General features: G+C 70.8%; 11 protein-coding genes and 1 pseudogene. 9 read left to right on the plus strand and 3 right to left on the minus strand.

Annotation, left to right across the window (positions count from 1 at the left end):
- The first annotated feature begins 1192 nt into the window (after positions 1-1192).
- Together glnII and ABZX65_RS04350 are read left to right on the plus strand one after the other, a co-directional pair.
- Positions 1193-2212 carry a glutamine synthetase gene (gene glnII, locus ABZX65_RS04345; protein ID WP_355334395.1) on the plus strand — a complete coding sequence of 340 codons (1020 nt, stop codon included), beginning with the start codon at positions 1193-1195 and terminating at the stop codon, positions 2210-2212.
- 124 nt (positions 2213-2336) lie between these two features.
- Positions 2337-4346, plus strand: a complete 2010-nt coding sequence (locus ABZX65_RS04350; protein WP_355334397.1) for a hypothetical protein — start codon at positions 2337-2339, stop codon at positions 4344-4346.
- A gap of 18 nt (positions 4347-4364) precedes the next feature.
- Here the strand turns inward: ABZX65_RS04350 and ABZX65_RS04355 are convergent, their stop codons facing one another.
- Both ABZX65_RS04355 and pulA read right to left on the minus strand, forming a co-directional pair.
- Positions 4365-4877 (minus strand): GNAT family N-acetyltransferase, encoded by a 513-nt coding sequence (locus ABZX65_RS04355; RefSeq protein WP_355334400.1) that lies wholly within the window; start codon positions 4875-4877, stop codon positions 4365-4367.
- Positions 4878-5034: 157 nt separating this feature from the next.
- Positions 5035-10449: a pullulanase-type alpha-1,6-glucosidase gene (pulA, locus tag ABZX65_RS04360; RefSeq protein ID WP_355334728.1), complete on the minus strand. Its 5415-nt coding sequence runs from the start codon at positions 10447-10449 to the stop codon at positions 5035-5037.
- Between the two features lie 500 nt (positions 10450-10949).
- On the opposite strand from pulA, the gene ABZX65_RS04365 reads away from it, so the two are divergent.
- From ABZX65_RS04365 to ABZX65_RS04390, 6 genes and pseudogenes are all read left to right on the plus strand, one after another.
- A complete protein-coding gene (locus ABZX65_RS04365) occupies positions 10950-12248 on the plus strand; it encodes an extracellular solute-binding protein (protein ID WP_355334402.1) in 1299 nt (432 codons plus the stop codon).
- A 122-nt stretch (positions 12249-12370) separates the two neighbouring features.
- Positions 12371-13351, plus strand: a complete 981-nt coding sequence (locus ABZX65_RS04370) for a sugar ABC transporter permease (protein ID WP_188283291.1) — start codon at positions 12371-12373, stop codon at positions 13349-13351.
- Between the two features lie 13 nt (positions 13352-13364).
- Positions 13365-14285: a carbohydrate ABC transporter permease gene (locus tag ABZX65_RS04375; protein WP_355334406.1), complete on the plus strand. Its 921-nt coding sequence runs from the start codon at positions 13365-13367 to the stop codon at positions 14283-14285.
- A 104-nt stretch (positions 14286-14389) separates the two neighbouring features.
- Positions 14390-16069: pseudogene (locus ABZX65_RS04380) on the plus strand (glycoside hydrolase family 13 protein); the annotation flags it as partial.
- 214 nt (positions 16070-16283) lie between these two features.
- Positions 16284-17375 carry a LacI family DNA-binding transcriptional regulator gene (locus tag ABZX65_RS04385; protein WP_355334408.1) on the plus strand — a complete coding sequence of 364 codons (1092 nt, stop codon included), beginning with the start codon at positions 16284-16286 and terminating at the stop codon, positions 17373-17375.
- A 37-nt stretch (positions 17376-17412) separates the two neighbouring features.
- Positions 17413-18309 carry a phosphatase PAP2 family protein gene (locus ABZX65_RS04390; RefSeq protein ID WP_355334411.1) on the plus strand — a complete coding sequence of 299 codons (897 nt, stop codon included), beginning with the start codon at positions 17413-17415 and terminating at the stop codon, positions 18307-18309.
- On the opposite strand, the gene ABZX65_RS04395 is transcribed toward ABZX65_RS04390, so the two are convergent.
- Entirely contained in the window at positions 18297-19136 is an 840-nt protein-coding gene (locus ABZX65_RS04395) for a thioesterase family protein (protein ID WP_355334413.1), read from the minus strand. The two genes, ABZX65_RS04390 and ABZX65_RS04395, sit on opposite strands and share 13 nt — an antisense overlap.
- Positions 19137-19226: 90 nt before the next feature.
- Between ABZX65_RS04395 and ABZX65_RS04400 the strand changes: the two genes are divergently transcribed.
- Entirely contained in the window at positions 19227-19571 is a 345-nt protein-coding gene (locus ABZX65_RS04400; RefSeq protein WP_355334415.1) for a helix-turn-helix domain-containing protein, read from the plus strand.
- Positions 19572-19892: the final 321 nt, after the last annotated feature.

Below are 19892 nucleotides of genomic sequence, written 5' to 3' on the forward strand. Positions count from 1 at the left end.
TGCGCGAGGTGGGGTTCGCCGGTAGCCAGCGAGCCGAAGGCGGCGCCGGTGTTGAAAGGGAGAACGCGCACAGCGACCGAGGAACGAGGGAGCGAGCACGATCGACCGTCGACACCGGATCTAAGCCGCCGGAGGCGAGAGGGCGGCAAAAAAAGGGGATCGCGGTGAGCTGACACAAGAGGGCTCCCACGCACGGTGAGGATGCGCGAGGCGGCTCCCCGCACGGTGGGCTCACGCAGGACGGCTCACACGCACGTGTTCGCCGTGGGTGGGTGCCGTCTCGCGTGAGGTCGCCGTGGGGTGCCTGCCCCCCGGGGTCAGTTGACCGTGGTGGGTGCCGTCTCGTACCAGTTCACCGTGGTGCGAACCGCCTCGCGCGAGCTCGCCCTGGGGGTGCCGTCTCCCGTGGGGCCACCATGGTGGGTGCCGTCTCGTACCAGCTCACCGTGCGTGGGTGCCCTCTCGCGCGGCTGAGCGTTGCGGGTGAACGTGGGTGGGGCCGTCTCGCGTGAGGTCGCCGTGGGGTGCCTGCCCCCCGGGGTCAGTTGACCGTGGTGGGTGCCGACTCGTACCAGTTCACCGTCGTGCGAACCGCCTCGCGCAATCTCACCCTGCGGGGGAGCCGTCCTTTCTATGCGCACCCCGATCCCCTTTTTTTGCCGCCCTCTCGCCTCCGGGCGCTTAAGCCCGGTGTCGACGGTCGATCGTGCTCGTTCGCTCGTTCCTCGCTCTCTGTGCGCGTTCTCCCTTTCAACACCGGCGCGCCCTTTGGCTCGCTGGCTACCGGCGAACCCACCTGCGTAAACGCACCCCAGCGGTGAACCCCACCGCGCAGCGGTGCCACAGGGGCGCAGCCCCACGCCCAAACGCACCCCAGCGGCCAACCCCACCTGCGCAGCCCTGCCGCAAGGGCGCAGCCCCACGCGCAAACACACCCCAGCCGCCAACCCCACCTGCGCAGCCCTGCCGCAAGGGCGCAGCCCCTCGTGCAAACACACCCCAGCGGCGAAGCCCACCGCGCAGCGGTGACAGGCGGGGCTCCTGGGGCGTTGCCGCTGGTCACGTAGGGGCGTTCACAGTGGGTTAACACGTGGGCAACAGTCGGGAAAAGGGATTTTGCGACGCTGCGGGTGGCTCGATCAGCGCAGCTCGGCCAGCACCCGCGAAGACTGTTCGTTAAGGATGGCGTCCCGTGACCTACAAGGCTGAGTACATCTGGATAGACGGCACCCTGCCGACCGCGAAGCTGCGTTCCAAGACGCGCATCCTGGCCGACGGCGCCGAGCTCCCGATCTGGGGCTTCGACGGTTCCAGCACCAACCAGGCGGAGGGCCACGCGTCCGACCGCGTACTCAAGCCGGTCTCCTCGTTCCCCGACCCGATCCGCGGCGGGGACGACGTCCTGGTGATGTGCGAGGTCTTCAACATCGACGGGACGCCGCACGAGTCCAACACGCGGGCCGCGCTGCGCGAGGTGGCGGAGAAGTTCGCGGCGCAGGAGTCGCTGTTCGGCATCGAGCAGGAGTACACGTTCTTCCAGGGCTCGCGTCCGCTCGGGTTCCCCGAGGGCGGGTACCCGGCGCCGCAGGGCGGCTACTACTGCGGGGTCGGCGCGGACGAGATCTTCGGCCGTCCGGTGGTCGAGAAGCACCTGGAGAACTGCCTGGCCGCGGGCCTGGGCATCTCGGGGATCAACGCCGAGGTCATGCCGGGGCAGTGGGAGTTCCAGGTCGGGCCGCTGAGCCCGCTGGAGGTCTCCGACCACCTGTGGGTGGCGCGCTGGCTGCTGTACCGCACGGCGGAGGACTTCGGCGTCTCGGCGACGCTGGACCCGAAGCCCGCCAAGGGCGACTGGAACGGCGCGGGCGCGCACACGAACTTCTCCACCAAGGCGATGCGCGAGGGCTACGAGGCGATCATCGAGGCCGCCGAGTCGCTGGGCCGCGACGACAAGCCGCTGGAGCACATCAAGAACTACGGCGTAGGCGTCGAGGCGCGGCTGACCGGCGCGCACGAGACCGCTCCGTGGAACGAGTACAGCTACGGCGTCTCCAACCGCGGCGCGTCGGTGCGTATCCCGTGGCAGGTCGAGGTGGACCAGAAGGGCTACATCGAGGACCGCCGCCCGAACGCGAACATGGACCCGTACGTGGTGACCCGGCTCATGGTGGACACGTGCGGTACGGCGCTGGAGAAGGCCGGACTGGTCTGACCTGCGTCAACTCCGTTGTACAGGGCGCCCGTCACGGTCAGGTGACGGGCGCCCCGGCGCGTCGGGACCGCCGCGCGCGAGCGGTATCTCGTGACCATCGGATGATCCACTCGTTTGACGGGGCGTGAACACGCGCTCAGCAGAAAGCGATTCCGCCGATGACGAGCCCGGCCCGGTCGCTGTGGAAGAGGCGGAGGCGGCGCTCGTCGAGCACTACCCGCGCCTGGTACGGCTGGCGTATCTGGCGCTGCCCACCGCGCTCGGCACGCATCGCAGAGTGCTGACCGCGCACCGCCTGGTGCAGCGGTCGCTGCCGCGCGACCGGCGGTATCCGCCGGGGACGGCGGGTGCGTCGGACGGGCCGCGCGGTGAGGCGTACGCGCTGCTGCGGCACGAGGTGTTGCGCGAGGCGCTGGCCTACGGGCGGCACGGCGGCGGCCGTTGGGGCTGGCGGGAGCGTGTGCGTACGGCCGCCGCCGGTGGTACGGCGCTGCCGCAGGTCGTCGGCTTGCGGCTGCATCCGCGGGCGGGCGGCAGCGAGGAGTTGGCGCTGGACCGGGCGCTGGCGGAGTTGGCGCCCGAGGCACGGGCGGCGTTCGCGCTGCGCGGGGTCGAGGAGTTGGCCGACGCCGAGGTGCTGGCCGTGCTGAGGTCCGCGGGCGCGGCCGATCCGCGCGGCGCGATGCGGGCGGCGGCGGCCGTCAAGGGCGGCCAACACCTGCTGACGGCCGGTGAGTTCGATCCCTGCACGCTCCAGGTGGGGCCGACCGACCTGCTGCGGCGCAGGCAGCGCAGGCGCGCGGGGCTGGTGACCGGGGCGGCCGTCGCGGTGGCCGCCGTGCTGGTGTCCGGCTGGGCGGTGTGGGGCAGCGGCGGCGACGGCGGTACGGCGTCGTACGCGGCGCCGGGCTCTCCCGCGTCCGGTGCGGGGGACGCGGCCCGCGCGCTCGATCCGGCCGCTCTCGTACGGCCGGACGCGGCGCTGTGGGCGTCGACCGCGCGGATGGACTTCACGGCGTGGCCCGCGCGCGGCGGCCGGGCCGACGACAAGGCGCTGCTCGGCCGGGCGCTCGCGGTGTGGGCGCGCCCCGGCGCGGACGTGGACGTCTCCTCGACGCCCGGCACTCCGCGCAACGCCCCCGCCCAGCCGCCGCAGTTGCTCTTCGCGGGGAATGTCGACGCGGCGGCGGTGGTGATCTTCTACGACGGTCTGCGGATCGTCCGTTACGCGCAGCCGCGCAGCGGTTCGGGGCGCGCCGCGCTGGACTTCGCGCAGGTGCAGGACGCCGATGTGACGACGGCGGCGGCGGTCGTGGTCGACCGGGTGGACGGCAACACCCGTTTCCTGACCGCCCCGTGGATCGCGGACGCGCAGACCCGCGATCTGATGCGGCCCAACGTCCTCGGCGCGCCGCTGCACCGCGACGCGGACGGGGTGACCGATCCGGTACGGATGCCGGGCGCGGGGGCCGCCGCGGGTGCGTGCGGCGGCGCCTGGCCGGTGGTGCAGCTCAAGTCGTCCTCGAGGATCGTGGAGAGCCACACCTTCCTGCTGACCGACCTCGGCGACCTGTCGCCGGTACACCTCACGTACACCCCGCCTCCGGGCGGCGGTGTCCCGGCGCGGCAGCCGCGTGAGGCCACCGGGGCTCAGGCGCTGGTCAGTTGGGCGCACAGCGCCTGCTATCTGGGCGAGTTGCGCGGGCAGGGCGTGAAGGCCGTCAACAACTGGGAGTTCGCCCGTACCCCGCTGCCCGAGGGCGGCGGGGAGGCGTCCTGGACCTGCGCCCGCGCCGACACCTGGCGCGGCCCGGGGCAGGCCACCGTGACCTTCGTCCCGCCGTCCTCCCCCGCCGCCGCGCCCGGCACCGTCGCCGGCCGGCAGACCGACGGCAACGCGTGCAGCCGCTTCGGCCAGCACGTCATGGCGGGCGTCATGTGGCAGTCCCCCCGCTCCCACTGGTACCTCGTCGCCGCGGGCAGCCGCGACGTCACCCGGATCACCGCCACCGCGGGCGTCCACGCCTCCGCCGACGGCCCCTACCTCTCCACCCGCGCCCCCCGCGGCACTCGCGCCACCCTCACCGCCCACCTCACCACCGGCGCCACCCTGACCCCGCTCCCCGCCTCGTAGCGCCCGGGGCCGCCGGAGCTATTCGTGGGCCGGTTGGGGGGTGGGGGCTGCGGTGGGGACGGTGAGGCGCATGCGGACGTGGTCGCCGGTGCGGCCGTCTTCCTGCCAGCCCTGGTGGGTGTAGAAGGCGCGGGCGCGGGCGTTGGGGGCGAAGACCTCCAGGCGGGCGGTGGTGAGGCCCGCGGCCTGCCAGACGGCGACGCAGGCGCGGTGCAGGGCGGTGCCGGTGCCGGTGCGCCAGACGGAGGGGTCGATGTGGAAGTGGAAGAGGGTGTCCTCGTCGTGCCGGGCGGCGAGCACGGCGAAGCCGACCACCCGGTCGTCCCTGACCGCGCACAGCACGGTCCGGTCGTCCGAGGAGATGGCCCTGGCCGTACCCACGCGCTGTCGTTCCAGCTCCGCGGGGCCGCTGTACTCCTCGGCCGGGAGGTGGCCCGCGTAGTAGCTGGCGCGGGCGCGGGCGTGGATGTCCGATATCGCGCTCAGGTCTTCGGGCGTGGCAGGGCGGACCCTGATGTGCGGGGAGCTCATATGGGCGTGGACGCATCCAGGGCAACATTGGTTCCCTCCGGCGTACGACCCGGCCGTAAAACTTGACGCGCCAAGGGGAGCCCGCGGTTCCCGCCGTCCGCGATTCAGTGCGGAAACGGCCGGATCGCGGGCTCCCCTCACGGGCGCCCGACGGTCCTCAGCGACCGGTCCTGAACACCGCCACCGTCCGGCCCGGCACGGTGAAGGTCCCGGTCCCCGCCGCGTACGTCGAGGTCCTGACGACCGGGTCGGTCCCGGCCGCCTGCACCGGGTGCAGGGCGTACGAGGTTCCGCGCGCCGCCTCCACCCGCTGCTTCTGGGTCGTCGGCGTCGCGTTGAAGACGATCACCAGGTCGCCGGCCTTCATGGTGATGACGCCGGGCGTCTCGTCGGGGCCCGACAGCGGGAAGGAGACCTGCTGTTGGACCTGGGCCGCGGTGCCGAGCCGGAAGGCGGGCTCGGCGGTGCGGATCCGCAGCAGATCCTGGTACGCGGCGGAGGCCGCGGTGATCTGCGCGCAGCCGGGGCTGAGCTGGGGCTGCGTCAACAGCGGCTTGGCGTAAGGCCACTTGGCCTGGTTGTCGGCCGCGGGCGGAAGTCCCCGGCCGAAGCCGGTGCCGTCGGCGCACTGCCAGTGGATCGCGTTGAACCAGTCCCCGGAGTCGAAGGAGTTGCGGTCGAGGGACTTGGAGCGCAGCAGGTCCGAGCCCGCCTGGTAGAGCGCGGGCCCCTGGGAGAGCGCGGCGGTCGCCTCGGCGACGACCTGCATACGGGCGCGGTCGGCGGCCGAGGTGCCGACGGGGAGCTTGAAGGCGAGGGCGTCGTAGAGGGATTCGTTGTCGTGTGCGTCGACATAGGCGAGGGCGTCGCCCGGCGCGTCGGCGTATCCGGCGGGTGCGCCGTTGTAGTCGATCTCGGCTCCGGTGACCCGTTTGCCCGCCGAGTCGGTGAAGCCGAACTCCTTGAGGTTGCCGGTGAGTCCGACCTTGATGAGGTCCTGGTAGTGCAGCAGCCGGGCCTTCTGCTCGGCTGGCGTGCCGTTGTTCACCGAGGAGTTGGGGTCGGTGTAGAGGCCGGAGGCGAAGCCCTGCACGCCGGGGTCCTCGTCGAACGGACTGCCGCCGCGTACGGCGTCGCGCGCCCGGTCGGAGAAGGTCGCGATGCCGGTGCCCGCCATGTTGGCCTGGGTGGCCTGGACGAAGCGGGCGTCGTCGGCGACCTCGCCGAAGTTCCAGCCCTCCCCGTAGAGGATGATCTTCTTCCCGTCCACGCCGTCGTGACCGGGCGTCAGCGCGTCCAGCGCCTTGCGGACGGCGAGGATGTTCGCCTTGGGGTGGTGGCCCATCAGGTCGAAGCGGAAGCCGTCGACCTTGTACTCCTTGGCCCACGTGACGATCGAGTCCACGACGAGCTTGCCCATCATGGTGTTCTCGGGCGCGGTGTTGGCGCAGCAGGTGGAGGTGGCGACCGAGCCGTCCGGCATCAGCCGCTGGTAGTAGCCGGGCACGATCTTGTCGAGGACGGAGGTGTCGGCCTGGCCCGCCGCCGAGGTGTGGTTGTAGACGACGTCCATGACCACGCGCAGGCCCGCGTTGTTGAGGCCCTGCACCATCTGCCGGAATTCCGTGGTGCGCTGCGGCCCGTCGGGGTTCTTGGCGTAGGAGCCCTCGGGCACGGTGAAGTGGTAAGGGTCGTAACCCCAGTTGTAGGCGTCCTTCGCCGCCGCCGCGGTCACGCACGCCTGCTGCCGCTCGCTGTCGGGCGCGTACGAGGCCAGGTCGCAGGCGGGCTTCGCCTGGTCCCGCTCGCGTTCGGGCACCGTCGAGAAGTCGAAGGCGGGCAGCAGGTGGACGTAGTTGACGCCTGCCGCGGCGAGCGCCTTGAGGTGGGTCATGCCCGCGGACGAGGTGTCGGTGAAGGCGGCGTATTTCCCGCGGTCGGCGGCCGGGACGGTGCTGTCGGCCACCGAGAAGTCGCGGATGTGCAGCTCCTGGATCTGCGCCCGGCCGATCGGCGCCGCGGCCGGTTTGGCCTGCCGCTCCCAGCCCTTGGGGGCGAGCTTCGGGTCGTCCAGGTCGACCAGCAGGCTGCGCTCGGAGTCGGTGGTCAGCGCGACCGAGTAGGGGTCGGTGACCTTGTTGACCACGAGCTTTTGGACGCTGGGGGCCCAGACGGTGACGTCGTACAGATACGTCTTCCCGGTCCACGACCGGCTGCCGGTCACCGACCAGACGCCGCTGGCCTTGTCCCGCCGCATCGGTACGGTCCTGCCGTCGATCTCCACGCTCACCCGGTGCGCGGTCGGCGCCCACAGCGACAGCCGCGGGGTGCCGTGCGTGAAGACCGGGCCGAGGGTGTCCTTCGCGGCGGCGGCGCCGTAGACCGCGTCGAGCACGCCCTGGGTCTGGACGCCCGTCGCGGCCAACAGGGCTCCGTTGGCGGCGCGTTGGGTGGCGATGATCTGGCCGCTGAGCGCGTCGGTGGCGCGGGCCCGGTCGCGCGGGTCGATCGTGAAGGCCGAATACCCCTTGAGCTGCGGGTACTTGGCGAGCTGGGCGGCGGTGAGACCGGTCGCGGTCTTCGTCAGCCGCAGCCACTTGCCCTCGCTCGACAGCGCGCCGTCCTTGACGGTGATGCCGCCGTCGGGCGCGTAGACGAGCTGCTGGGACGCCGCCGCGGCGGAGGTCTGCCAGGCGACGGTGTCACGGTCGATCCACTGGGCCTGCGACTTGGTGAGGTCCAAGTCAGCTCCTGATCCCTGGGGTTGCGGCAGGAGATACTTTTCCGTGCCGCCGAGCAGCCACACCTCGTGGCCGGTCCCGGTCAGGTCGAGCGACTGGTCGCTGGGCAGGTCCTTCGCGTCGCCGTTGTGCAGGATGTAGCTGAGCGAGGTGGCGCCCGCGGCGAGCGGGACCTCGTACACCGCGCCGTAGGAGTCGATCCGGGCCGGCCTGACGGGCGAGGACCAGTCGGTGGGGGTGGCCGCGCCGGTCCAGACGTGCAGGCCCCAGCCGGTGTAGTCGCCGTCCGCGCGGTGGTAGTGCAGGACGGCCTTGCCGGTGTCCTGCGGCGGGTAGGCGCCGTCCGGCGCGGTCGTGGCCACGTCCGGGCTGCCCTGCTTGATCCACACCTCGCCGGTCGCGGTGAGGTCGATCGCGCGGTCGCCGTCGGTGTCCTTGACGCCGTCCTTGTTCACGACGATGAAGCCGACATCGGACGCGCCGGGCTTGAGCCTCACATAGGCGAAGGCGCCGTACGCGTCACGGCCGGTGAAGGCGTGGCCCGCCGGGTACGTGGTGGCCTCGCCGTCGGCGATGTCGCCCCAGGTGTACAGGCCCCAGTCCGCGTAGTCGCCGTCGGTCCGCTGGTAGTGGACCACCGCGTAGTCGTGGCTGATCGCGGTGGGCGGCGGGGTGACCGGGGTCGTACCGGTGCTGGTCGCGGCGGTGGCCGCGGCCGTACGTCCGGCGGCGTCCACCACAACGGCCTTGTAGCGTACGGGCGTTCCGGCCGCCGTCTTCGGGTCGATCGTCTGCGTCACCTTGTACGGGGCGTGGTCGGCAGAACCGAGCACCTGCCACGTGGCGTTGCCGGTCTGGGCGGCGAAGACGACCCGGTTGAGGCCGCCGCCGCTGACGTCGGCCGTCAGCTCGACGGTGCCGGTGGCGCCCGCCTCGGGTGCGGCCAGCGTGATCGTCGGCTTCGCGGTGGGCGCGGGCAGCGGCCCCGCGGCCTGGTAGACCACCGAACTCAGCGCGGGCACCGTCACCTTGAGCGAACCGTCCGCGCCCGTGGTGAGCGTCCCCGTCGTCCCGTACAGCGCCCGGTACGCGGCCTTCGCCGCGCCCGCAGCCGGGATCGTGACCGTCTTCGCGGCCGTCGCGTTGTTGGCCGCCACCAGGTAGTCGTCACGCGTCTTCGCGTCCGTGCGGGAGTACGCGTAGACACCGGCCGCCGTGCCGGGCTCCGCGTACCGCTCGGTCTGGACCCCGTCGCGCAGCGCCGGGTGGTCCTTGGTGAGCTTCGACAGCGCGGCGATGGCGCGGTAGAGCGGGTGCGTCGGGTCGTACGCGTCGTCGGCGTGCGTGCGCGCCGTACCGATCTCGTCGTCGTCGAGGTAGTCGGCGACCTGGGAGGCGAACATCGTCTGCCGGGCGTCCTTGTCGCCGCCCGCGCCCGTGAAGCCCTGCTCGTCGCCGTAGTAGACGACGGGGTTGCCGCGGCCGAGGAACATCACCTCATTGGCCAGCCGGTCCCGTCGCACCAGCTCGGCGTCGTCCGCCGCCGGGTTGTCCTGTTTCAGGAAGGAGCCGATCCGGCCCATGTCGTGGTTGCCGAGGAAGGTGACCTGCTCGTACGCGTTGGCCTTGTCCGTCGTGTAGCGGTAGTCCTGGCCGTAGACCCCGGCGAGCTTCGCGGGCGCCGCGCCCTGCGAGGCGTAGGCGCGGGCCGCGTCCTGGAAGGGGAAGTCGAGCGTCGCGTCGAGGCGGCCTTGCGTGACGTACGGCGAGGTGATCGCCGGGTCGGCGGAGTACGTCTCGCCGAACATGAAGAAGTTCGGCCGGCCGTGCCTGGCCGCGTAGTCGTCCAGCGCGGTCGCCCACTGCGTCCAGAACGGCAGGTCGACGTTCTTGACTGTGTCGATCCGGAAGCCGTCGATCGCGAAGTCCTTGACCCACTTCTCGTAGATCCGCTCCATGCCGCTGACGACCTCGGGCCGCTCGGTCCACAGGTCGTCCAGGCCGCTGAAGTCGCCCTGGTCCGCGCTCTCGCCCGCGAAGGTCGAGTCGCCGCGGTTGTGGTACATCGTCGGGTCGTTGAGCCAGGCCGGCACCTTCGCGTTCCTCTGGTCCGCGGGCACGATGGGCGTGCGCGGGAACGACGCGGTCGTGACCTTCGGGAACGTCGCCTTCCCGGCACCGTTCCCGCCGTCGGCGTAGGTGCTGTCGTCGAAGGGGGTGCCGTCCGCGGCGAGGTACGGGAACGCGCCCTTGGACAGGTAGGTGTACGTGTTCTCCGCGTTGCCGATGACGTCGGCCGTGTGGTTGGTGATCACGTCGAAGAAGATCTTCATGCCCTTGGCGTGCGCCGCGGTGATCAGCCTGCGCAGGTCCTCGTTGGTCCCGAAGTGCGGGTCCACCTGGGTGAAGTCCGTGATCCAGTAGCCGTGGTACCCGGCGCTGGCGTCCGTGCCCGTGCCCTGCACCGGCCGGTTCTTGAAGATCGGCGCCATCCAGATCGCGGTGGTGCCCAGGCCCTTGATGTAATCCAGCTTCTGCGTCAGGCCCTTGAGGTCACCGCCCTGGTAGAACCCCTTGTCCGTGGGGTCGTACCCGGTGGTCAGCCTGCCGCCGGTCAGACCGCCCTTGTCGTTGGCCTTGTCCCCGTTGGCGAAGCGGTCCGGCATCACGAAGTAGAACTGCTCACGCGTGGCGTCGTGCCGCGCGGCCTGCCCGGCGAGCGCCTTGTCCGACGGCGGTGGTGGCGGGGCGGGCACGCCGTGTGCGGACGCGGCCGGTACGACCAGCGCCACGAGCGCGGCGAGCGCCGTGGCGACGGCGGTGCTTCTGATACGTCTACCGGTCCGCGACCGGTACGCGGGCAGCCTGAACGGCAGGGCCACGGGCGGTTCTCCTTGCGACTACTCCGCCTGACGGCGGAAAGGGGACAGCCTCGCGCCGGGGCCCCACGCGCATGAAAACCCGGTGCAGCTCCGGCATCGGCGCCGGAACGAACTTGACCGGGACCGTATCCCCGCGGGGAGGCTTACAGCAAGACCTTGTAAGGGATTCCAGCATGCGATACGCCGGGAACGCTCCTCAACTCCCCTTCCGTACAGGTCTTCCCGCCGTCCGGCACCCCCCGGCCGTCCGCGGTCCGCACCGCGTTCCGCCTCCCCGAGCGGGTGTCGCACGGTGGTAACGCGTTCGTCACATCGGAAGGGTTCTTGCAGAAAGTTGCTTGCAAGGACTTTCGCAAGGGATTGCATCGCTGTTACGTTCCTGCCCAGCCCGAGCAGTGGAGCCAGTCGGATCTGGGCGAACGGGCACTTCCCTCTTCAAGGAGTCAGGTATGCGACGCGGCATATCCGCCGTGGCGATGGCCGCGGCCATCGTTCTCGGGGTGACCGCCTGTGGCGGTAGCAGTGACAGCAAGGATGACAAGGCGTCGGCGGCGAAGGACCCGGCGGCGGTGACCGGGTCGATCACGTACTGGGACACCTCGGACGCGAAGAACGAGGCTCCGACGTACAAGGCGCTGATCGCGGACTTCGAGGCGAAGTACCCGAAGATCAAGGTGAACTACCAGAACGTGGACTTCACCACGGTGGAGCAGAAGTTCAAGGCGGCGGCGCAGAGCGGCAAGGGCGCGCCGGACGTGATCAGGGCGGACGTCGGCCTGATCCCGGAGTACGCGTCGCTGCACTACATCGCGCCGCTGGACGGCACGGCCGCGCTGACGGACGCCGACGACTTCCTGGCGGGGCCGCTGAACACGACGAAGTACGACGGGAAGACCTACGGGGTGCCGTCGGTGACGGACACGCTGGGGCTGCTCTACAACAAGGACATCTTCGCGAAGGCGGGGATCGCGGCGCCGCCGAAGACGTGGGACGAGCTGATCGCGGACTCCAAGACGATCAAGGAGAAGGTGCCGGGGGTCGCGGGCACGTACGTGAACCCGGACTCGTACTTCCTGTTCCCGCTGCTGTTCGGCGAGGGCGCCGACCTGGCGGACCCGGCGGGCAAGAAGATCACGATCAACTCGCCTGAGGCGGTCAAGGCGGTGACCAAGGCCAAGGAGGTCTACGACACCTCCTCGCTGAAGGTCGACTTCGCGAGCGCGTACGACAACATGCAGACGTCCTTCAAGACCGGCAAGGTCGCGATGCTGATCCAGGGCCCCTGGTCGGTCAGCGACGACCTGGCGGGCAGCGCCTTCCAGGGCAAGGAGAGCAACCTGGGGTACGCGCCGGTCCCGGCCGGTTCGACCGGCAAGGCGCTGGCGCCGACCGGCGGTCACGACCTGGCGGTCTACCAGGGCTCGAAGAACCTGGACGCGTCGTACCTGTTCACGCAGTTCATGACCTCCTCCAGCAGCCAGCAGCAGATCGCGCTGAAGAACGGCACGCTGCCGACGCGCACGTCCGCGTACACCGCCGAGGTCACCAAGAACCCGCAGATCGCCGGGTTCAAGCCGATCATGGACACCGCCCGGCCGCGGGTGGCGCTGCCCCAGGTCGGCAGCCTGTTCACGCCGCTCCAGCAGCAGTACATCAAGATCCTTCAGGGTGAGACCTCCGTGAAGGACGGGCTCGACACGGCGGCGAAGGAGTTCGGCAAGCTGCTGCCCGGATTCACCGTCCAGTAGCCCCCTTTTCTCCGGGCCGGCCGGCCGGGGCCCCGCCACCTGAACAGGCGGGGCCCACGCGCCCGGCCGGCCGGTCCGGTCCACTCCTGAACAGCCACAAGACCCGACAGAGCCGAGGAGCGATGACCACCGCCACCATGGACACCCCCGCCCGGGGCAAGGCCCCCCGGCCGGGCCTCAGGACGTCGCTGCGGCGGTCCTGGGACAAGTACTGGTACGCCTGGGTGATGGTCGCCCCGGTGCTCATCGTCATCGGCGTGCTCGTCCTCTACCCGCTGGTGTACGGCATCTACCTGTCGCTCACCAACGCGACCGAGATGAACGTCGCCAAGGACATCGGCCCGGTCCACATCGGCGCCACGTACGACTTCGTGGGCCTGCACAACTACTGGCAGATCATCTCCGGCAAGGACGGCGACTTCTACCCGCGGCTCCAGTGGACGGTCATCTGGACCGTGTCCTGCGTCGCGATCACGTACGCCATCGGCCTCGGCATGGCGATGCTGCTCAACCGCCCGGTGCGCTTCCGCCTCTTCTACCGGCTCGCGCTGATCCTGCCGTGGGCGGTCCCCGCCTTCATCGGCGTCTTCGCCTGGCGGCTGATGTTCAACTCGCAGTACGGCGTCTTCAACGACATCATCACGCACATGGGAATGCCCGCCCAGGACTGGCTGGGCACCCCCTTCGCGCAGAAGATCGCGGTCATCATCGTCAACGTCTGGTGCGGCGTGCCGTTCATGATGGTGGCGACCCTGGGCGGCCTCCAGTCCATACCCAGCGAGCTGTACGAGGCGGCCGAGATGGACGGCGCGACGCCGTTGCAGCGGTTCCTCAACGTGACGCTGCCGGGCCTGCGGCCGGTCACCAGCACGGTGATCCTGCTGAGCACCGTGTGGACGTTCAACATGTTCCCGATCATCTTCCTGCTGCTCGGCAACAACACCACAGGGGACACCGACATCCTGGTGACATACGCCTACGAGAAGGCGTTCACCGGAGTGTCCGACTATTCGGGCGCCGCGGCCTACGGCATCGTCATCCTCCTCATCCTTGTGGCCTTCTCCACCTTCTACCGCCGCCAGTTGAAGTCCGAGCAGGCATAGGAGCCGGATCACCATGAGTGCCACCACCCACAGCGGCCCGGCCGCCACCGCCCCCGCCGCCCGTACCGGCGCGGCCCCCGGGTCCGCCGCGCGCCGCAAGTACCGCCCGCGCGGCACCCGCAGCCGCGGCGCCTCGCTCGCGCTGCACGCCACCTTGCTGGTGGCGAGCGCCGTCGCGGTCTTCCCCGTGCTGTGGATCGTCTTCATCTCGCTGGGCCCCAGCACCTCGTGGCAGCAACCCGGCGAGGTCATGCGCCATCTGAGCCTGGGCAACTACCGGTTCGTGCTCTTCCACACCAACTTCCCCAAGTGGTTCCTCAACTCGGTGATCGTGGCCGCGGCCACCACGGTGCTCGGCGTGCTGATCGCCTCCAGCGCCGGATACGCGATCTCCCGGATGAAGTTCCCCGGGCACAAGTCGCTGATGTGGACCTTCCTGATCACGCAGATGTTCCCGGTGGCCGTGCTGATCGTGCCGCTGTACAACCTGATGGCGCAGCTCGACCTGATCGACACCTACCTCGGCCTGGTGCTGGTCTACTGCACGATCTCGGTGCCCTTCTGCGCCTGGATGCTCAAGGGGTACTTCGACACGATCCCGCGCGACATCGACGAGGCGGGCCGGGTGGACGGCCTGACCCCGTTCGGCACCTTCTGGCGGCTGATCGTGCCGCTGGCCCGGCCGGGCCTCGCGGTCACCGCCTTCTACAGCTTCCTCACCGCGTGGGGCGAAGTCGCCTACTCCAGCCAGTTCATGAGCAACAAGCACTCCACGCTGGCGGCGGGCATCCGCACCTTCGCCTCCGACCAGCGCGCCGACTGGGGCAGCATGACCGCCGCCTCGGTCGTGATCGCGATCCCCGCGGGCATCGTCTTCCTGCTCGTCCAGCGCCACCTGGTGGCCGGCCTCACCGCCGGAGGCACCAAGGGCTGAGGCCCGCGAGGGCCCCGCGAGGGCCCGACCGTCCGCACCGCACCACGTACGTAAGCCAGTTGTCGTTCCCCCGCCGCCGAAGGCCCGGAACAATGAAGGAAGCCATGAGCCAGCACCTCACCCACGCGCCCAGCTCCGCCACTGCCGACGCCGCTGGCGACGCCGGGGCGGAGCGCAGAGACTGGTGGCGCGACGCGGTCATCTACCAGGTCTATCCGCGCAGCTTCGCCGACGGCAACGGCGACGGCATGGGCGACCTGCCCGGGATCACCGCCCGGCTGCCGTACCTGCGCGAGCTGGGTGTGGACGCGGTGTGGCTGTCGCCGTTCTACGCCTCCCCGCAGGCCGACGCGGGGTACGACGTGGCCGACTACCGGGCCGTCGACCCGATGTTCGGCAGCCTCACCGACGCCGACGACCTGATCAGGGCCGCGCACGCGCTGGGCCTGAAGGTCATCGTGGACCTGGTGCCCAACCACTGCTCGGACCAGCACGAGTGGTTCAAGCGGGCGCTGCACGAGGGACCGGGCTCGCCGCTGCGGGACCGCTTCCACTTCCTGCCCGGCAAGGGCGTGGACGGCGAACTGCCGCCCAACGACTGGGAGTCCATCTTCGGCGGCCCGGCCTGGACCCGTACCCTCAACCCGGACAGCACGCCCGGCGAGTGGTACCTGCACCTGTTCGCGCCCGAGCAGCCCGACTTCAACTGGAACCACCCGGCGGTGCACGACGAGTTCCGCTCCGTGCTGCGCTTCTGGCTGGACCTGGGCACCGACGGCTTCCGGATCGACGTCGCGCACGGCCTGGTGAAGGCCGATGGCCTGCCGGACATCGGGCACGCGGAGCAGCTCACGCTGCTGGGCACGGCGGCGATGCCGTACTTCGACCAGGACGGTGTGCACGAGATCTACCGCGGCTGGCGCCGCATCCTGGACGAGTACGCGGGAGACCGGATCGCGGTCGCCGAGGCGTGGACGCCGACGATCGAGCGGGCCGCGCTCTACCTGCGCCCGGACGAGCTGCACCAGGCGTTCAACTTCGAGTATCTGAGCACCCCTTGGGACGCGCCGGAGCTGCGCAAGGTCATCGACAAGTCGCTGACAGCGATGAGCGCGGTGGGCGCGCCCGCCACGTGGGTGCTGTCCAACCACGACGTGACCCGGCACGCGACGCGCTTCGGCAACCCGCCGGAGCTGGGGACGCAGCAACGTGAGCCGGGCGACCGGGAGTTGGGGCTGCGCAGGGCGCGGGCCGCGGTCGTGCTGATGCTGGCGCTGCCGGGTTCGGCGTATCTCTACCAGGGCGAGGAGCTGGGCCTGCCGGACGTGACGGACCTGCCGGACGAGGTACGGCAGGACCCGTCGTTCTTCCGCGCGGCCGGGCAGGACGGCTTCCGCGACGGCTGCCGGGTGCCGATCCCGTGGTCGGGCGACGAGGCCCCGTACGGCTTCGGTCCGGCGGGCGGGCCGAGCTGGCTGCCGCAGCCGAAGAGCTGGGCGGGCCTGAGCGTCGAGGCGCAGACGGGCGACCCGGCGTCGACCCTCGAGCTGTACCGGGCGGCCCTGGCGGTGCGCCGGGAGCACCCGGCGCTGGGCGCGGGCGCCGCGGTGACGTGGCTGGACGCGCCCGAGGGCGTACTGGCCTTCCGCAGGGGCGGCGGGGACGAGCCCGGCGCCGGGAGCTTCGTCTGCGCGGTCAACCTGACCCGCGAGCCGGTGACGGTGACGCTTCCCGGCCCCGGGCGGATGCTGCTGTCCAGCGACAGCGGCCTGCACGCGGGCGCGGGCACTGCCACTGGCTCCGGTTCCAGCAGCGGCTCCGGCTCCGGCTCCGGCTCCGGCGGCGGTAACGTCAGCGGTGACAGCGATGTCAGCGGCGGCTCGACGGCGGGCGTCCCGAACACGGAGAATGCCAGCATTGAGCTGACTATCTCCGCAGACACGGCAATTTGGTGGGCGATCTGACGTGGTGGCGTTCCGTCCCCTAGCATCCGGTGCTGTGACCGCGCGGCTCGCTGACATCGCAGCCCAGGCGGGGGTCAGTGAAGCGACGGTCAGCCGGGTACTCAACGGCAAACCCGGTGTCTCCACGACCACCCGCGAATCCGTACTGGCCGCGCTCGACCTCCTGGGGTACGAGCGGCCGGTCCGGCTGCGCCAGCGCAGCGCCGGACTGGTCGGGCTGATCACCCCCGAGCTGCTGAATCCGATCTTCCCCGCGTTCGCGCAGATCATCGGACAGGCGCTGACCCGCCAGGGGTACACCCCGGTGCTCGCCACCCAGACGCCCGGCGGGTCCACCGAGGACGAACTGGTGGAGATGCTGGTCGAGCGGGGGGTCGCCGGGATCATCTTCGTCTCCGGTCTGCACGCCGACTCGGCCGCCGACATGGAGCGCTACGCCAGGCTCCAGGGCCAGGGCGTGCCGTTCGTGCTGATCAACGGCTTCTCGGAGAAGGTCGACGCGCCGTTCGTGTCGCCGGACGACCGGGACGCGGTCCGGCTGGCCGTCACCCATCTCGCGGCGCTCGGCCACCGCAGGATCGGCCTGGCCGTCGGGCAGAAACGGTACGTCCCCGTACAGCGCAAGATCGAGGGCTTCACGGCGTCCATGGCGGACGTGCTGGGCATGGCGGAGGACGAGGCGCAGACACTGGTCCAGCACTCGCTGTACACGCTGGAGGGCGGTCAGGCGGCGGCCACGGCGCTGATCGCCTCGGGCTGCACCGCGATCGTCTGCGCGTCGGACATGATGGCGCTCGGCGCGATCCGGGCGGCCAGGCAGCAGGGCCTGTCGGTGCCGGAGGACGTCTCGGTGGTCGGATACGACGACTCGCCGCTGATCGCCTTCACCGATCCGCCGCTGACCACCATCAGGCAGCCGGTCGCGGCGATGAGCCAGGCCGCGGTGAACGCGCTGCTGGAGGAGATCGGCGGCACGCCGGCGCCGCACAGCGAATTCGTCTTCCTGCCCGAGCTGGTCGTTCGAGGTTCAACAGCCGCCGCGCCGGCCGCGCGGAACACGCCCGTGCCCGCACAGAAACCCTCCTCAAGGGGGACGGGCGGCACGCAGGATCCGACCGAAGGCTGACCTGCGATACGGGGCGAATCTGGCAGACTGGTGTCCCATGGGGGAACCGACTGCGAAGACTATGGGCGGCCGTACGACCGCCTCGCCGCGCTCCACCGGTTCCACTCCCCCGGATGGAGCGACCGGCGTGGCCCGCACGGAGCCGCGCCACACCCTCATCAGGCGCATCCGCACACCCCGCAGACCCCGGCTCTGGTTCGAGATCCTGCTGATCGGCGTCAGTTACTGGGTGTACTCGCTGATCAGGAACGCGGTTCCGGAGCAGAAGGCCGTCGCCCTGCGACACGCCGCGTCGGTGTGGTCCTTCGAGAACCACCTCGGTCTGGCGATCGAACGGTCCGTCAACCACGCCGTGAATTCGGCGACCTGGCTGATCGTCATCATGAACTACTACTACGCCACGCTGCACTTCATCATCACCATCGGTGTGCTGGTGTGGCTCTACCGCCGCCATCCGGGGCGGTACGGCCCGGCCCGTCTGGTGCTCTTCGTGACCACCGCCATGGCCCTGGTCGGCTTCTACTTCTACCCGCTGGCGCCGCCCCGGCTGATGACGGGCGGCGGCTTCATCGACACCGTCGAGGTGCACCACACCTGGGGCTCGCTGTCCTCGGGCAATCTGGCGCATGTGTCGAACCAGTACGCGGCCATGCCGTCGATGCACATCGGCTGGTCCCTGTGGTGCGGGATCACCATCGCGATACTGGCCAAGCACACCTGGGCGAAGGCGCTGGGCGCGCTGTACCCGATGTTCACCCTCACGGTCATCATCTCCACCGGCAACCACTTCTGGCTGGACGCGGTCGGCGGTGTGGTGTGCCTGGCGGTCGGTTACGGGATCTCGTACCTGGTCTACGGGCGCTGGCTGTACCGGATGCCGCGCCAGCCGGTGGACGCGGTGTCGGCCCGGGCGTCTGACCCTCAGACGGCGTGATGCGGCGCCACGTACAGCGTCTGGAGCGCGAAGCCGTGGTAACCGGCGGTGTCGGCGAGGCGGGTGCTGGTCGTACCCCCGCCCGCCCCGTCCAGGGCTGACACGGCGTCCAGCGCCACCCAGGGGCCGACCGGCGGGCGCAGGAAGCTCAGCACGAGGTCGAGGTTGCTGAACAGGTGGGTGCGGAAGTCCAGCGCGGCGCTGAAGCCGCTGGCGCCGTCCGAGACGAGGACGGCCCGCTGGGTGCCGGAGGTCGTCTCGCCCGCGACGAGCGGGAACTTCGGGCGCACCCACACCGTGGCCGGTCCCGGCGTCGTGACGAATCCGGCGAGGTAGCGGTAGTCCATGGACGCGATCCAGCCATGGTCCAAGTGGCCGGGGAGCGGGTCGGCCGGGACGACGTCGTCGGGGTCCGGCAGCGGCGCGGCCTGGACGGGGACGTCCGGTACGAGGCCGGGTGAGCGGCGGCGCCACCAGGCGCGGGCCGACAGGACGACCCGGCCCTCGACGATCAGCTCGCCCGCGAGGAGCTGGGCGCGCCTGCCGGGCTTGAGGACGGAGGCGCGGACGCGGACCGGGCCGACGGGGACGGGGCCGTGGAAGTCCATGGCGATTTTCGCGAGGTGGCCGTCGGGGTGGCCCTCGGGGCCGCCGTCGGGGTCGCCGTCCCGTGCCGTCGCCGCGATCAGGGCCTCGAACTCGCGGACCAGCAGCGCGCTGGGCGGGCCGCCGTGCTGGAGGTCGGGCGACCAGGGCCCCTGGGTGGCGTCCGTCGCCACGAAGGACCCGTCCGGGTCGGGCTCGTAGAAAGCGGTCGGCTCGCCCATCCCTGCTCCTCCGGCTCGTGTACGTTTCGCATTCCGTAACACCTGACCCCACCGTATGATTTCGGAATCAGAAGCGTCAAGGAGGGTCGGATGGAGGGTGGCAGCGGTGGCCCCCGGCCGGGCGGCGAGGTCCGTGGCTCGCGCACCGGGCGGCCCCTGATGGCCGCGCTCGATCTGCTGGGGCGGCGCTGGGCGCTGCGCATTCTCTGGGAGCTGCGGGACGGGCCGGTCGGTGCGCGTGACCTGCGTGAACGGTGCGACGCGATGTCGCCCAGCGTTCTTTATCAGCGGTTGCGGGAGTTGGCCGCGGCCGGGCTGCTCGCGCAGGGGGATCAGGGGCGTTACGGGCTCACGCCTCTGGGGGCGGGGCTGGCCGAGGCCATCGCGCCGTTGGATCACTGGTCTCGTACGTGGGCGGAGACGCTTTCCGACTAGGCGGGGTGTTCTTGCCCGCCCGCCCACCCGTGCGGGTGTTTTTTCGTCTGCGGGTGCCGCTTGTGCCTGGTCGGTGCCGGTCCGGGGCACCTCCTCGAAATCCGTATCACCTGGCCTTTACGAATCCGGCACCCGGCCGTCAACGTATTTCTGCGGGGGCACCCCGGCCCGTCCCCTCCTCGCTCGTCGGCGTCCGCCTGTCCGGTGGGGGTTGCCGGGAGGGGTGGCAAGGACCGTGAGGGCGCCCCGAGCGTCCTCCGCCCGGGGCTGGGCGGGTGGCACCCTCACACGGTCCGCGGGTGGACGGGTGTCCAAGACCGT

Source organism: Streptomyces sp. NPDC003300, assembly GCF_040610915.1.
In the GTDB taxonomy this organism is placed as follows: domain Bacteria; phylum Actinomycetota; class Actinomycetes; order Streptomycetales; family Streptomycetaceae; genus Actinacidiphila.